The following is a 12,734-nucleotide window of genomic DNA, read 5'->3' on the forward strand; positions in this document are numbered from 1 at the left end:
CCAAGGTGCGGTCGCGAATCGACGTGGGAACGCATTCGCGACCGCAACGGCACCGACCGGACACGCGCCATGGACACCAGATCGACCGGGACGAGTGGCACGCGCGGGTCCGCGCCGGCGGGCGACGCCGCCATCGCGGTCGACCGGCTCACCAAGCGCTATGGCGAGGTCACCGCCGTCGACGGCATCTCGCTGACCATCGCGCCCGGCTCGGTGACCGGCCTGCTCGGCGGCAACGGCGCCGGCAAGACCACCACCATCGCCATGCTGATGGGCCTGGTGCTGCCGACCTCCGGCACGGTGCGGGTGCTCGGCGTCGACATGCTGCGTGCCCGCCACCGGGTGCTGCACAGGATCAATTTCCAGAGCCCATATGTCGACATGCCGATGCGGCTGACGGTGCGCCAGAACCTGACCGTGTTCGGCCGGCTCTACGGGCTCGATCGCCTGCGCGACCGGATCGCCGCGCTCGCCGAGGACCTGGATCTTTCGCACCTGCTGGACCGGCCGTGCGGGCGCCTGTCGGCGGGCCAGAAGACGCGGGTCAGCCTCGCCAAGGCGCTGATAAACAAGCCGGAACTACTGCTCCTCGACGAGCCGACGGCTTCGCTCGATCCCGATACCGCCGACTGGGTGCGCGGCCATCTGGAGGGCTACCGCAAGCGCCGCGGCGCCACCATTCTGCTGGCCTCGCACAACATGCCGGAGGTCGAGCGCATGTGCGGCCGGGTGCTGATGATGAAGGCCGGCCGCATCGTCGACGACGGCGCCCCCGACGCGCTGGTCGCCCGCTACGGCCGCGCGACGCTGGAGGATGTCTTCCTCGACGTCGCCCGCGGCACCGGGCTGGCGGCACAATGACCTGGAACCGGAACGTCCCGGGCACGGCCAAACGGTAGAGAAGACATCATGGACGCGTCCACCCGCCCGGATTTCGCCGCCCCGCCCTACCGGTCCGTCTCGCCGGCGCGCACCGGTGCCATGGTGCTGCGCTACCTCTACCTGCTGAAAGGCTCGTGGCCGCGGGTCGTCGACCTGGTCTACTGGCCGACCGTGCAGATGCTGATGTGGGGCTTCCTGCAGCTCTATCTGTCTGACAAGTCGGGCTATTTCGCCCAGATCGGCGGCACCTTCATCGGCGCCATCCTGCTCTGGGACATCCTGTTCCGAAGCCAACTCGGCTTCTCCATCTCGTTCATGGAGGAGATGTGGTCGCGCAACATGGGCCATCTGATGGTGACGCCGCTGAGGCCGTCCGAGTTCGCCGCCGCGCTGATGGCCATGAGCGTGATCCGGCTGGCGATCGGCCTCGTCCCGGTGTCGATCATGGCGGTCGCCTTCTTCGGCTTCAATCTGTGGGGACTCGGGCTCGCCCTGGTGGCGTTCTTCGTCAACCTGTTCCTGACGAGCTGGGCCATTGGGCTTGCGGTATCGGGCCTGATCCTGCGCTACGGCCTGGGCGCGGAGGGGCTCGCCTGGTCGGCGACCTTCCTGCTCCTGCCGCTCACCGCCGTCTACTATCCGGTCAGCGTGCTGCCGGAATGGCTGCAATGGATATCGCTAGCGCTCGCGCCGACCTATGTGTTCGAGGGCATGCGGGCGCTGATGATCGACCACACCTTCCATGCCGGGATGATGGTCAAGGCGCTGGCGCTCAATCTGCTTTATTTCGGGCTCGGCTTCTTCGCGTTCCTGCGCCTGTTCGATGCGGGAAGACGCGCGGGCTCGATCCTGCAGCTCGGCGAGTGAGCCCGGGGAGTGAGGACGCACCGGCAAGACCCGGCCGCGGGCGCTTCCGCGCGGGCCGCGCCGGAGCGGCGTTAACGTTTCGTTAGGGTTAACTGATCGTAAACACCACCAATGGCATACTTGCTATTCGCACCATCAAGGTCTAGCGTTTCGCACTGCACCTAAGAAATGGCATCAAAATAATGCGGGTGCGAAACGGGGCGAAACGCGGATCTATGATCGGGAGATCCGAACAGGTATGTCGTATTACCAATGGTATGAACTGACGCACGCCGCGCTGTCGCCGGCACGCGCCGTAGCAGACGCCACCCGGCTCTACTACAAGAATCCGCTCAATCCCCTGACCCACACCAGCATGGGTCGCGGCGTCGCCGCCATGATGGAGATGTTCGAGCGCGTCACCCGCCGCTACGGCAAGCCCGAATTCGGCATCGGAACGACGCTGATGGGCGGCATGCGCGTGCCCGTGCGCGAGGATATCGTCTGGGAACGGCCGTTTTGCCGGCTGATCCGCTTCACCAAGGCACTGCCGAGTGGCAAGGACCCCGGGCCGAAGCTTCTGATGGTCGCGCCGATGTCCGGCCACTACGCGACGCTGTTGCGCGGCACGGTCGAGGCGATGCTGCCCGACCATGACGTCTACATCACCGACTGGATCGACGCGCGCATGGTGCCGATGGCCCAGGGCACCTTCGATCTCGACGACTACATCGACTACGTCCAGAACATGCTGCACGTGCTTGGCGGCGACACCCACGTGATGGCCGTGTGCCAGCCGTCGGTGCCGGTGCTGGCGGCGGTGGCGCTGATGGAGACGCGCAACGACCCCTACGCGCCGCTGACCATGACGCTGATGGGCGGCCCGATCGATACCCGCGTCAATCCGACCGCGGTGAACCGGCTCGCCGAGGAACGCGACCTCGAGTGGTTCCGGCGCAACGTCATCATGAAGGTGCCGTTCCCGCATCCCGGCGTGATGCGCGACGTCTATCCCGGCTTCCTGCAGCTCGGCGGCTTCATGAGCATGAATCTCGACCGCCACGTCGCCGCCCATCACGAGCTGTTCACCCACCTGATCGAGGGCGACGGCGATTCGGCTGAAAAACACCGCGATTTCTACGACGAATACCTGGCGGTGATGGATCTGACCGCGGAATTCTACCTGCAGACCGTCGATACCGTGTTCATCGAGCACTCGCTGCCGAAGGGCGAGATGGTCCATCGCGGTAATCCGGTCGACACCACCGCGATCCGGAATACCGCGCTGATGACGGTCGAGGGCGAGAAGGACGACATTTCCGGCCTCGGCCAGACCGAGGCCGCACACAGGCTGTGCCCGTCAATCCCGGACGAGAAGCGCGTGCACTACGTGCAGCCGAAGGTCGGCCATTACGGCGTCTTCAACGGCTCGCGGTTCCGCGCCGAGATCGCGCCGCGCATCGCCGACTTCATCCGCTCCAACAACGGCATCGTCGTCAAGCGGGCGCCCGCGCCGAAGAAGATCGCGACGGCGAAATCCCGCGGCAACGGCAACGGCAAGGCCCGAACCGCCCAATAGCGGTTCCACGGCCGGGCTCCGGTCGTAACAGACAAAAATAAGCCAAGTAATATCAATTGTTTGCCGGTTTTTCAGGCGGTCCGATCTTGAATCGGACCGCCGACCTTCCCACGTCGAAAAGGCACTTGGGATACTGAATTCCAACGCCTCTGGAGGGTCACGTGAAAAACTTTCCGATCCGACCGGCCTGGTCGCCGCTCACCATTGCGCTGATGGTCATCGGTTTCATCGTCTGGTGGCCCCTCGGGCTCGCCATGCTCGCCTGGATCATCTGGGGCGACCGGATGATCGCCTGGTGGGACGAAAGCCAGCACCGCATGACGGTGCGCGGCTCGACCGGCAACGAGGCCTTCGAGGAGTATCGCCGCGCCGAGCTGGACCGGCTCGAGGCCGAACGCCAGCGCATCGAGAAGGAAGCCGTGGACTTCCAGGAATTCATGCGCGACCTTCGCAAGGCGCGCGACCGCGAGGAATTCGACCGGTTCATGGCCGAACGCCGCGGCGCGGCCAAGAGCGGCGCGCCCAAGAAGGGCAAGCGGTCCGACTCGGCTCCCGACGCCGCCGGCGCGATGGCCTGAGCGAAACATCCCGTCCGACGGCCCGGCCGACGACCGGGATCTTCCACCGGAGGCCGGCGGCCCTGACGGGGCGCCGGCCTTGTTGCTTTCTTGCACCGAAACGACGACCCGCCTAACCCGGCAGCCGCTCGCGCGCGGCGGCCCCCGCGGTGGTCGTCGCCGCGAATCAGGGGCGAATCACCGGTGGATCGGCGGATCGGACACGGGCGGCGCGGCCGCCTTAAGTCTTAACAAATCCTTTCAATAGGTGACCGGAACTCCCTGTTTTCACGGCGATACCTCCGGCGTACCGAATTGGCGCTCAGCCGGCGTCGATTTCATCGGGACTTCCGCCGGACCGGACGCTATATGAAATGGGTGGTCATCGGCGTCGGTCATGCCTCAACGTCCTCGTATCATCGATCCCGTAGAGAGTTTCGACATCGTCATCGACGGGCAGGCGGTCCGCATCGCGATTCGTCGCTCGACGCGGGCGCGGCGCTACACGCTGAGGCTGTCGCACGCCACCGGCGAGCCGCTTCTGGTGATTCCGCCGCGCGGAAGCCTGCAGAGAGGCCTGGACTTCGCCCGGTCCCAGACCGATTGGTTGCGAGAGCGGCTGAAACGCATGCCCGGCCTTGTTCTCTTCGAGGATGGAGCGGAGATCCCCTTTCGCGGAAAACCGCACGTTTTGCGTCATACCGGGGCCTTGCGTGGCCTCGTGCAGGCGCAGGGGCGCGACGCGGAGACGGGGCTGACGGCGATTCGGGTGCCCGGCGAGATCGCGCATTTCCCCCGCCGCGTCACCGACTGGCTGAAGAAGGAGGCGCGCGCCGACCTGGAGCCGGCGGTGTTTGCCCATGCCGCGCGGCTGCGGGTGAAGCCCAAGCGCATCGCCATCCGCGACCAGAGCTCGCGCTGGGGCTCGTGCTCGGCCAACGGCACGCTGTCGTTTTCCTGGCGGCTGATCCTTGCGCCGCCGCTGGTGCTTGACTATCTGGCGGCGCACGAGGTCACCCATCTCGTCGAAATGAACCATTCGCCGCGATTCTGGCGAACGCTGGAACGCATCGCGCCGGAAACGCCCAAGGCGGAGGCCTGGCTGAAGGCCCACGGGGCGACCCTGTTTCGCTACGGGACGCGGTAATTTCGCCACGACGGCGCGCGGCTATTGCGTTCGGGTGGGGATTGTCTTAAACGACCTCGGCGCGGCGCGAACCCTTTGGGGCCATAGCTCAGTTGGGAGAGCGCTTGAATGGCATTCAAGAGGTCGGGGGTTCGACTCCCCCTGGCTCCACCATCCAACCCCTCAGATTGTTGGATGCCCCCCTTCCGCCGCGCCCTTTCTTTTCCTTCGCCTTCTTCCGGTAACGCGCCCCGTCACGGGTGACGCGCCTCAGGCGGCGTGGCCGAGCACGGCGCGGGCGAACTCGGGATAGGGCCCGGCGATGTCGCGGGCGACGGTGCCGCGGATAAGCGCCAGCGTTTCCCTGTGGGGCAGCGGGGTTTGCGCCAGGTCGGCGGCCGCGTCGAAATCGAAGCCGGTGTTGTCGCGGACCTCTTCCAGCGTATGGCCGGGATGGACGCTTTCCAGCGTGAACCGGCCCGCCGCGCGGTCGAAGCGCATGACGCACAGGTTCGTCACCAGCGCGTGGGGGCCGCCGGGACGGTGCACGTTGGCGGGGCTGACCCCCGGCGCGCTGATGAAATCGACCTTGGGCACGAACACCCGGCGGCTGTGCTCGGCGCGGAACAGGATGACGCGCGGTACCATGAAATAGAGATAGGCCGAGCCGAAGGCGCCGGACCAGCGCACGTCGAGTTCGGGATAGGCGCCGATGCCGGTCAGGTTGACGTTGGCCTGCCCGTCGATCTGGCCGCCGCTCAGGAAAAACGCGTCGATTCGGCCCTGGCCGGCACTGTCGAACAGGTCGACGCCGCCGTCGGTGCGGAAATCGGGGTGGGTGGAGCCGATGATCGAGACGCGGGCGCCGGCTCTCGCGCGGGTCAGAAGCGCCGCCGAGCCGGGGATCGGCGACAAGACGCCGACGGCGATGTGGCCGCAGCCCTGAAGCTTGCGGGCGATCGCCGCGATCATGATCTCCTCGATCAGGATATCGCCCAATTGCGCCGCCACGGCTATTCGGCCGCCACGGTTTCGCCGAACACGACCTCGCGCAGGTAGGTGGCCATGCCCTCGGGCGTGCGGGTGCGGTCGGCATAGGCGCGCCGGTGGCCGGTGTCGGCGGCGTAGCGGCCCGGCAGGTCCATCGGCCAGGCGCCGTTGGGCGCCGGCGCCAGGGCGGCGACGGAATGCCCGGGAATGAGCGCGGGCGCGCGCGTCTCGTCCAGCGCGAGGTTGTCGTCGACGATCTCCTCGGCGGTTGCCAGCGTCAGGACGGAGGCGTGCGCCAGGATCTTCAGCTCGTGCGCGCGCGAGATCCACAGATTGCCGAAGCGGTCGGCGAGCGGCACGTGCATCACCGCCACGTCCGGCCGGATGGCGGGGATCGCCACGATCGGGTCGTCGTCGGCGAAGGGATTGCCGATCACCTTGTAGTCGGGCCGGACGCCCAGCAGGTCGGAGCCGATCAGGCCGCGGATCGGCATGAACGGAATGCCCTTCTCGGCCGCCTGCAGGCCGGTATAGACGGCGGGACAGGTGGAATCGCGGATTTCGATCGCGCCGGCCTTCACCGCGCGGACGAACGCGTGCGCCGGGCCGAACTCGCCGAGCGACACCCCGGCTGTCTCGATTACCGAGACGCACCCGGCGCCGATCAGCATGTCGGCGAACTCGCCCGACGTAGGCACGGTGACGAGATGCAGGCCCCGGGCGTCGCGACGAACGAGCGCGCGGGCGATCTCCATCGGGATGCCGCTATCCTTGAAGACGGCGATCTTGGCCCCGTCCGGGACGAGCCGGACCAGCGCATCGGCCGAAGTCAGGATCTGCGTCATGGGCTTCCCAGAACTCCCCGCGGGCGTCCCCCGGACTTTCCCGGACGTCCCGGGGGCGGGGCGGCAACCGCTTGCGGCGAAGGATAGCAACCCGCGCGGCGGCCGGGCAAACGCCGAATGTCGCACCACCTTTGCGCCGCCGCAGTCCGTGCTTAATCTAGGTCAATGCAGCGGCGAAACGGCCGCTGCGACGATAGTCCGGTGTATCAACGAATCGAAGTGAGGCGTCGCAATGGAAACTCCCGTCGAAATCGCTTTCCGCAACATGGACCCCTCGGAATTCGTCGAAAAGCGCGTGCGTGAGCGGGTTGGCAGACTGGAGCAGTTCTACGACCGCATCACCAGTTGCCACGTGCAGATCGAGGCGCCGCACAAGCACCACACCAAGGGCAACCTCTACGAGATCCGCATCGAGGTGCGGGTGCCCGGCACCGAGCTCACCGTCAACAACAAGCCCGGCAACGTGCATGCGCACGAGGACATCTATGTGGCGATCCGCGACGCCTTCGACGCGATGGAGCGCCAGCTCAAGAAGTGGAAGCAGAAGGCCAACGCCGACGTGAAGGTGCACGACGCGCCGCTGGCCGGCCGGATCGAGGAGCTTCATCCCGACCGCGACTTCGGCCAGATCGCCATGACCGACGGCCGGCTGGTCTATTTCCATCGCAACAGCGTCGTCGGCAACGGCTTCGATACGCTGTCGCTCGGCGATACGGTCGAGCTTGTGGTTCATTCCGGGGAGGGCGAGAAGGGCCCGCAGGCGAGCGCCGTGCGCCCCGTCGGCGGCCTCAAGTTCGTCGACAAGCCGTAAGAGCAGCGGACCGCGGGGCTCGCGCGCCGGGTGGCGCGCGTGCGCCCGCTCATCTGCTCAAGAGCTGACCCGGTACCTGGGACTGGCTCGACCGGGTCGCCCGCTCATTCGGCCCACCTGCTTATTCGGCCCGCTTGCGGCCCGTCACCATGGCGCGAACCAGATTCTCGCCATGCTCCCAGCTGGCGATCAGCACGCCGGCGATATGGGCGACAATCAGCACCAGCGTCGCGTTGACGGCGATCTCGTGCACTTCCTCGACCCATTTCACGCCCCAGTAGGCATTGGTCGTCATCATGAAGCCGGTGCTGCAGATGATGGCGATCATGGTCAGCAGCGCCACCACCATCGCGCCGCCGGCCGGATTGTGGCCGATGTAGCGCCTGGCGCGGAACGCCATGGTGTCGCGCAGATAGCCGAGCACCCGCGAGGGCCGGTAGACGAAATCGCTGAAGCGGGCATGGCGCGACCCGACCACGCCCCAGACCAGCCGGAAGGCGATCAGCGCGGCGATGCCGTAGCCGACATTGATGTGCAGCCGGTCCCACTCGTCGCCGCTGACATAGGCGACGAGGACGCCGCCGACGAGGGTCCAGTGGAAGATCCTGACCAGCGGGTCCCAGACACGCACGTCGGCCGGCCGCGTTTCGCGGCCGACCTCGGTGCCCACTGCCGTGGCGTCGGACATCAGTCGTCGTCCTTGGGCTGGACGACCGCACCGGTGACCGGGTGCAGGTAGAGCTCGGCCCGGGCGCCGTTCTTGTCGATGACCTTGAGCTCGTAGCAGCCGTCGTCCGCCTCGACCTTGCGGACCTCGTAGCCCATCTCGACGCCCTTGGCCTTCGCCGCGTCCATGCTCATCCACTGGTCGCGCGGCGTGTTGCCGCAATCCGCGTCATCGCTGGCATAGGCCGGCGCGGCGGCGGCGCCGAGGATCGCGGACAGGGCCAGGGCTTTCAGGACATTGCGCTTCATGCTTATCTCCAATCGTGGTTTCGACTTCGGTTCCAGCGGCGTCATCGCCGTTGTCGACAGGAGATACCGGAGCCTCGCTGACCGACCGCTGATCGGCCTTGTCAGCGTTTTGTCAGCTTGATCACGGCAGGTTCGGGCGATGATCAGACACAGCCTTTCAGTCCTGTTCCTGTCCGCGGTCCTCGCGGCCGCGCCGGCGATGCCATTCGGCGCGTTCGCCGACAGCGACCGGGGCAGGGACAGGGACCATGAAGACGACGACCACGATGCGGCGTGGGCGGCGGTCAAGCGCGGCGAGGCGCTGCCGCTTGCCGAGGTGATCGCCACGGTCGCCGGCCAGTTGCCCGGGGAAATCCTCGAGATCGAGTTCGATCGCGAGGATGGCCGCTGGCTCTACGAGTTCAAGGTCATCGACGGCAACGGCCGGCTGCACGAGATCTATGTCGACGCGGCCACGGCCAGGATCCTGCCGGACCGGGACGACTGATGCGCATCCTGCTGGTCGAGGACGACGACCGGATCGCCCGGGACGTCGACGCCGCGCTGAGCGCCGCCGGCTACGCGGTGAGCCGCGAGGCCGACGGCGAGGAGGCCTGGTTCCGCGGCGACACCGAGGCGTTCGACGCCGTGGTGCTCGATCTCGGGCTGCCCGGCATGGACGGCCTGTCGGTGCTGAAGCGCTGGCGCGAGGCCGGCCAGCGCTTTCCCGTCCTGGTGCTGACGGCGCGCGGCAGCTGGCACGAGCGCGTCGAGGGCATCGACGCCGGCGCCGACGACTATCTGCCCAAGCCTTTCCGGATGGAGGAACTGGTGGCGCGGCTGCGCGCCGTGCTCAGGCGCTCGGCGGGGCAGGCGAGCCCGATCCTCACCAACGGGCCGGTCAGCCTCGACACGCGGCAGATGAAGGTCAGCGTGAACGGCGTGCCCCTGGCGCTGTCGCCGCAGGAGTACCGGCTGTTGTCCTATCTGATGCACCACGCCGGCCGCGTGGTCTCGCAACTGGAGCTGACGGAGCATCTCTACGCCCAGGACTTCGAACGCGACTCCAACGCCATCGAGGTGCTGGTCGGGCGCGTGCGGCGGAAGCTCGGCGTCGACCTGATCGAGACGCGGCGCGGCTTCGGCTACATGGTGCCGGAGGCGGCCGGGTGAGCGGCCGCTCGCTCAGGCTCAGGCTGTTCGCCGGCGCGGCGATCTGGGTCGCCGTGGCGCTGATCATCGCCGGGCTCGGGCTGGCGCTGCTGTTCGAGCGCCACGTCTCGCGCCGCGTCGACGCCGAGCTGGAGACCTACCTGAACCAGCTTGCTGGCAACGTCGCCATCGCCGCCGACGGCGCCGTCACGCTGGCCCGTCCGCCCGCCGATCCGCGCTTCACCACGCCGCTGTCCGGCCTTTACTGGGAAATCCGCGACGAAAACGGCGACACGCTGCTGCGCTCGCGCTCGCTGTGGGACGAGACCCTCGACCTGCCGGCCGACGCGCTGGGCAACGGCGCGGTGCACCGCCATGTCCGGCCGGGGCCGGGCGACGCGACGCTGATCGTCCGCGAGCGGCAGGTCTCCTACGAACCCGGCGCTAGCAATACCGGAGCGGGCCTGCGCGACCTGCGCATCGCGGTCGCCGTCGACCGTGCCGAGGTGACGCGGGCCACCCGCGCCTTCGCCGGCGAACTCGCGCTGTCGTTGGCGCTGCTCGGCGGGGTGCTGCTGGCGGCGGCCTGGGCGCAGATCCAGTTCGGGCTGAAGCCGCTGGAGACGGTGCGCCGCGCCATCGGCGCGGTGCGCTCCGGCGAGACGGCGCGGCTGCCGTCGGATTTTCCCGCCGAGGTGGTGCCCCTGGCCCACGAGGTCAACGACCTGCTCGACGCCCAGGACGCCACCATCGAGCGCGCGCGGACCCGCGCCGCCGACCTGGCGCACGGGCTGAAGACGCCGCTTACGGTCCTGTCGAGCCATGCCGAGCGGGTGCGCGCGGGCGGCGACGACCAGGCCGCCGACGAACTCGCGGAGATCGCCGGCACCATGCGCCGCCATGTCGAGCGGGCGATCGCCGTGGCGCGGCTGAGCCACCGGCCGTCGGCGCTGATCGACGTCGAGCCGGTGGTGCGCCGCGTCGCCGGCGCGCTGGCCCGCACACCGGCGGGCGAGCGCATCCAGTGGGACATCGCGGTTCCCCCCGGCACGCGCCTCGCCGTCGACCCGGAAGACCTCTACGAGGCGCTCGGCAACCTCGCCGACAACGCGGTGACGTGGGCGCGCGGGCGCATCGCCGTCACCGTCGCGCCGGACGCGGACGGCACGGCGATCGTCGTCGAGGACGACGGCCCCGGCATTCCCGAGGCCGACCGCGAGACGGTGCTGCGGCGCTGGGAGCGGCTCGACGTCTCCGGGCCGGGGCAGGGCCGCTCGGGCAGCGGCCTTGGCCTGGCCATCGTCGCCGAGATCGCGCAGGCCTATGGCGGCGACCTGACGCTGGGCACGGCCGCGTCGGGCGGGCTGCGGGCGGCGTTGCGCTTCCCGGCGCCGGCGGCAGGCTGACCGGCAAACCGACGCCGCGTCACACGCTGCGTCAGGGCCCGAGCCAGGGCCGAGCCGAAGATCCTGGCGCCGCCAAGGGGTGTCACGGCGCCGACATGGAACCGTAATCCGACTGTCAGATGGCGGTGATACCGCCAGCCTCCTCAGGGCGCCGTTCCCGGCGTCGGATCCATAAGGAGGCTCTCCATGACCCTATTCCGGACCGCCGGAACGTCCGCGCTCGCGGGGCTTGCCGTTGCCGGCGCGACGCTCGCAGCCGGCTCGGCGAACGCCGCCACCGAAGTCGTCTGGTGGCACGCCATGGGCGGCGAGCTCGGCCAGAAGGTCGAGAAGATCGCCGGCGACTTCAACGCCATGCAGTCGGACTACAAGGTCACGCCCGTCTACAAGGGCAACTACACCGAGACGATGACGGCGGCGATCGCCGCCTTCCGCGCCAAGGAGCACCCGGCGATCGTGCAGGTGTTCGAGGTCGGCACCGGCACGATGATGGCCGCCAAGGGCGCCGTCTATCCGGTCTACGAGCTGATGGAGAAGGCGGGCGAGCCGTTCGATCCGAAGGCCTACCTGCAGGCCGTCGTCGGCTACTACACCGACACCGACGGCAACATGCTGTCGATGCCGTTCAACTCCTCGACGCCGATCCTCTACTACAACAAGACGGCATTCGAGAAAGCCGGCCTCGACCCGAACACCCCGCCGAAGACCTGGGGCGACATCGAGGCGTTCTCCAGGAAGATCATCGAGTCGGGTGCGGCCTCCTGCGGCTTCACCACGGGCTGGCAGTCCTGGGTGCAGCTGGAGAACTTCTCGGCGCTGCACAACGTGCCGTTCGCCTCGAAGGCCAACGGCTTCGGCGGCACCGACGTCGTGCTCGAATTCAACGGCGACCTGCAGAAGCGACACGTCGCCAACATGGGTGAGTGGCAGACGTCGAAGATCTTCGACTACGGCGGACGCCGCTCGGATCCCGCGCCGAAGTTCTATTCCGGCGAATGCGCGATCTACATGAACTCCTCGGCCTCGCTCGCCGGCGTGCGCGCCAACGCCAAGGACTTCGAGGTCGGTGTCGGCATGCTGCCCTACTACGACGACGCGGCCGGCGCGCCGCAGAACTCGATCATCGGCGGCGCGACGCTGTGGCCCCTGACCGGCCATTCCGACGAGACCTACAAGGGTGCGGCGAAGTTCTTCACCTACCTGTCCTCGCCGGAGGTGCAGGCCTGGTGGCACCAGGAGACCGGCTATCTGCCGATCACCACCGCCGCCTACGAACTGTCGAAGGCGCAGGGCTACTACGAGAAGAACCCCGGCGCCGACATCTCGGTTCTGCAGATGAACCTCAATCCGCCGACCGAGAATTCGCGCGGCCTGCGCCTGGGCAACTTCGTCCAGATCCGCGACGTCATCAACGAGGAACTGGAAGAGGTCTGGGCCGGCAAGAAGAGCGCCGAGGAGGCGCTCGACGCGGCCGTGGAGCGCGGCAACAAGCTGCTGCGCGAGTTCCAGGACCAGAACTCCTAGAGCAACCCCAAAAAGCGGCGGGCGGCCATCGGCGGCCCGCCGCACCTTGTCCTTGCCATGCA

At 67.9% G+C, this 12,734-nt stretch carries 14 protein-coding genes and 1 tRNA gene; 11 read left to right on the forward strand and 4 right to left on the reverse strand.

Annotated elements, in window-relative coordinates; genetic code table 11:
- Positions 1–69 precede the first annotated feature (69 nt).
- From MUB46_RS15450 to MUB46_RS15475, 6 genes are all read left to right on the forward strand, one after another.
- Entirely contained in the window at positions 70–861 is a 792-nt protein-coding gene (locus tag MUB46_RS15450) for an ABC transporter ATP-binding protein (RefSeq protein ID WP_261616840.1), read from the forward strand.
- Between the two features lie 48 nt (positions 862–909).
- A complete protein-coding gene (locus MUB46_RS15455) occupies positions 910–1,749 on the forward strand; it encodes an ABC transporter permease (RefSeq protein WP_261616841.1) in 840 nt (279 codons plus the stop codon).
- Positions 1,750–1,987: 238 nt separating this feature from the next.
- Positions 1,988–3,307, forward strand: coding sequence for a polyhydroxyalkanoate depolymerase (locus MUB46_RS15460; protein ID WP_261616842.1), 1,320 nt, complete (start codon positions 1,988–1,990; stop codon positions 3,305–3,307).
- 161 nt (positions 3,308–3,468) lie between these two features.
- On the forward strand, positions 3,469–3,885 hold the full coding sequence (locus tag MUB46_RS15465; protein WP_261616843.1) for a DUF2852 domain-containing protein: 417 nt from the start codon (positions 3,469–3,471) through the stop codon (positions 3,883–3,885).
- Between the two features lie 376 nt (positions 3,886–4,261).
- Positions 4,262–5,011, forward strand: a complete 750-nt coding sequence (locus MUB46_RS15470) for a M48 family metallopeptidase (RefSeq protein WP_261616844.1) — start codon at positions 4,262–4,264, stop codon at positions 5,009–5,011.
- A gap of 77 nt (positions 5,012–5,088) precedes the next feature.
- Positions 5,089–5,164 (forward strand) — tRNA-Ala (locus MUB46_RS15475).
- A gap of 96 nt (positions 5,165–5,260) precedes the next feature.
- On the opposite strand, the gene MUB46_RS15480 is transcribed toward MUB46_RS15475, so the two are convergent.
- Positions 5,261–6,001, reverse strand: a complete 741-nt coding sequence (locus MUB46_RS15480) for a CoA-transferase (RefSeq protein ID WP_315902747.1) — start codon at positions 5,999–6,001, stop codon at positions 5,261–5,263.
- A 2-nt stretch (positions 6,002–6,003) separates the two neighbouring features.
- Entirely contained in the window at positions 6,004–6,825 is an 822-nt protein-coding gene (locus MUB46_RS15485; RefSeq protein WP_261616845.1) for a CoA transferase subunit A, read from the reverse strand.
- Positions 6,826–7,057: 232 nt separating this feature from the next.
- Here MUB46_RS15485 and hpf point away from each other — a divergent pair, with 232 nt between their 5' ends.
- The gene (gene hpf, locus MUB46_RS15490; RefSeq protein WP_261616846.1) at positions 7,058–7,636 is read left to right on the forward strand and encodes a ribosome hibernation-promoting factor, HPF/YfiA family; all 579 of its coding nucleotides are present in this window, start codon (positions 7,058–7,060) and stop codon (positions 7,634–7,636) included.
- Positions 7,637–7,757: 121 nt separating this feature from the next.
- Here the strand turns inward: hpf and MUB46_RS15495 are convergent, their stop codons facing one another.
- Together MUB46_RS15495 and MUB46_RS15500 are read right to left on the reverse strand one after the other, a co-directional pair.
- The gene (locus tag MUB46_RS15495; protein ID WP_261616847.1) at positions 7,758–8,324 is read right to left on the reverse strand and encodes a cytochrome b/b6 domain-containing protein; all 567 of its coding nucleotides are present in this window, start codon (positions 8,322–8,324) and stop codon (positions 7,758–7,760) included.
- Entirely contained in the window at positions 8,324–8,611 is a 288-nt protein-coding gene (locus MUB46_RS15500) for a PepSY domain-containing protein (protein ID WP_261616848.1), read from the reverse strand. Before MUB46_RS15500 ends, MUB46_RS15495 begins: the two co-directional genes overlap by 1 nt.
- 139 nt (positions 8,612–8,750) lie before the next feature.
- On the opposite strand from MUB46_RS15500, the gene MUB46_RS15505 reads away from it, so the two are divergent.
- The 4 genes from MUB46_RS15505 (at position 8,751) to ugpB (ending at position 12,672) form a co-directional block, all read left to right on the forward strand.
- Positions 8,751–9,098, forward strand: a complete 348-nt coding sequence (locus MUB46_RS15505) for a PepSY domain-containing protein (RefSeq protein ID WP_261616849.1) — start codon at positions 8,751–8,753, stop codon at positions 9,096–9,098.
- Entirely contained in the window at positions 9,098–9,763 is a 666-nt protein-coding gene (locus MUB46_RS15510; protein ID WP_261616850.1) for a response regulator transcription factor, read from the forward strand. The genes MUB46_RS15505 and MUB46_RS15510 overlap by 1 nt, the downstream gene beginning before the upstream one ends.
- Positions 9,760–11,148, forward strand: coding sequence for a sensor histidine kinase (locus MUB46_RS15515; RefSeq protein ID WP_261616851.1), 1,389 nt, complete (start codon positions 9,760–9,762; stop codon positions 11,146–11,148). Before MUB46_RS15510 ends, MUB46_RS15515 begins: the two co-directional genes overlap by 4 nt.
- A gap of 186 nt (positions 11,149–11,334) precedes the next feature.
- Positions 11,335–12,672 carry a sn-glycerol-3-phosphate ABC transporter substrate-binding protein UgpB gene (gene ugpB / locus MUB46_RS15520; RefSeq protein ID WP_261616852.1) on the forward strand — a complete coding sequence of 446 codons (1,338 nt, stop codon included), beginning with the start codon at positions 11,335–11,337 and terminating at the stop codon, positions 12,670–12,672.
- Positions 12,673–12,734 lie beyond the last annotated feature (62 nt).

Origin of the sequence: Microbaculum marinisediminis (genome assembly GCF_025397915.1) — a bacterium.
GTDB lineage: Bacteria > Pseudomonadota > Alphaproteobacteria > Rhizobiales > Tepidamorphaceae > Microbaculum > Microbaculum marinisediminis.

Coding starts and splice junctions, on each gene's coding strand:
- MUB46_RS15450 (WP_261616840.1), top strand. CDS start 70: ATGGACACCAGATCGACCGGGACGAGTGGCACGCGCGGGTCCGCGCCG.
- MUB46_RS15455 (WP_261616841.1), top strand. CDS start 910: ATGGACGCGTCCACCCGCCCGGATTTCGCCGCCCCGCCCTACCGGTCC.
- MUB46_RS15460 (WP_261616842.1), top strand. CDS start 1,988: ATGTCGTATTACCAATGGTATGAACTGACGCACGCCGCGCTGTCGCCG.
- MUB46_RS15470 (WP_261616844.1), top strand. CDS start 4,262: ATGCCTCAACGTCCTCGTATCATCGATCCCGTAGAGAGTTTCGACATC.
- MUB46_RS15485 (WP_261616845.1), bottom strand. CDS start 6,825: ATGACGCAGATCCTGACTTCGGCCGATGCGCTGGTCCGGCTCGTCCCG.
- hpf (WP_261616846.1), top strand. CDS start 7,058: ATGGAAACTCCCGTCGAAATCGCTTTCCGCAACATGGACCCCTCGGAA.
- MUB46_RS15495 (WP_261616847.1), bottom strand. CDS start 8,324: ATGTCCGACGCCACGGCAGTGGGCACCGAGGTCGGCCGCGAAACGCGG.
- MUB46_RS15500 (WP_261616848.1), bottom strand. CDS start 8,611: ATGAAGCGCAATGTCCTGAAAGCCCTGGCCCTGTCCGCGATCCTCGGC.
- MUB46_RS15505 (WP_261616849.1), top strand. CDS start 8,751: ATGATCAGACACAGCCTTTCAGTCCTGTTCCTGTCCGCGGTCCTCGCG.
- MUB46_RS15510 (WP_261616850.1), top strand. CDS start 9,098: ATGCGCATCCTGCTGGTCGAGGACGACGACCGGATCGCCCGGGACGTC.
- ugpB (WP_261616852.1), top strand. CDS start 11,335: ATGACCCTATTCCGGACCGCCGGAACGTCCGCGCTCGCGGGGCTTGCC.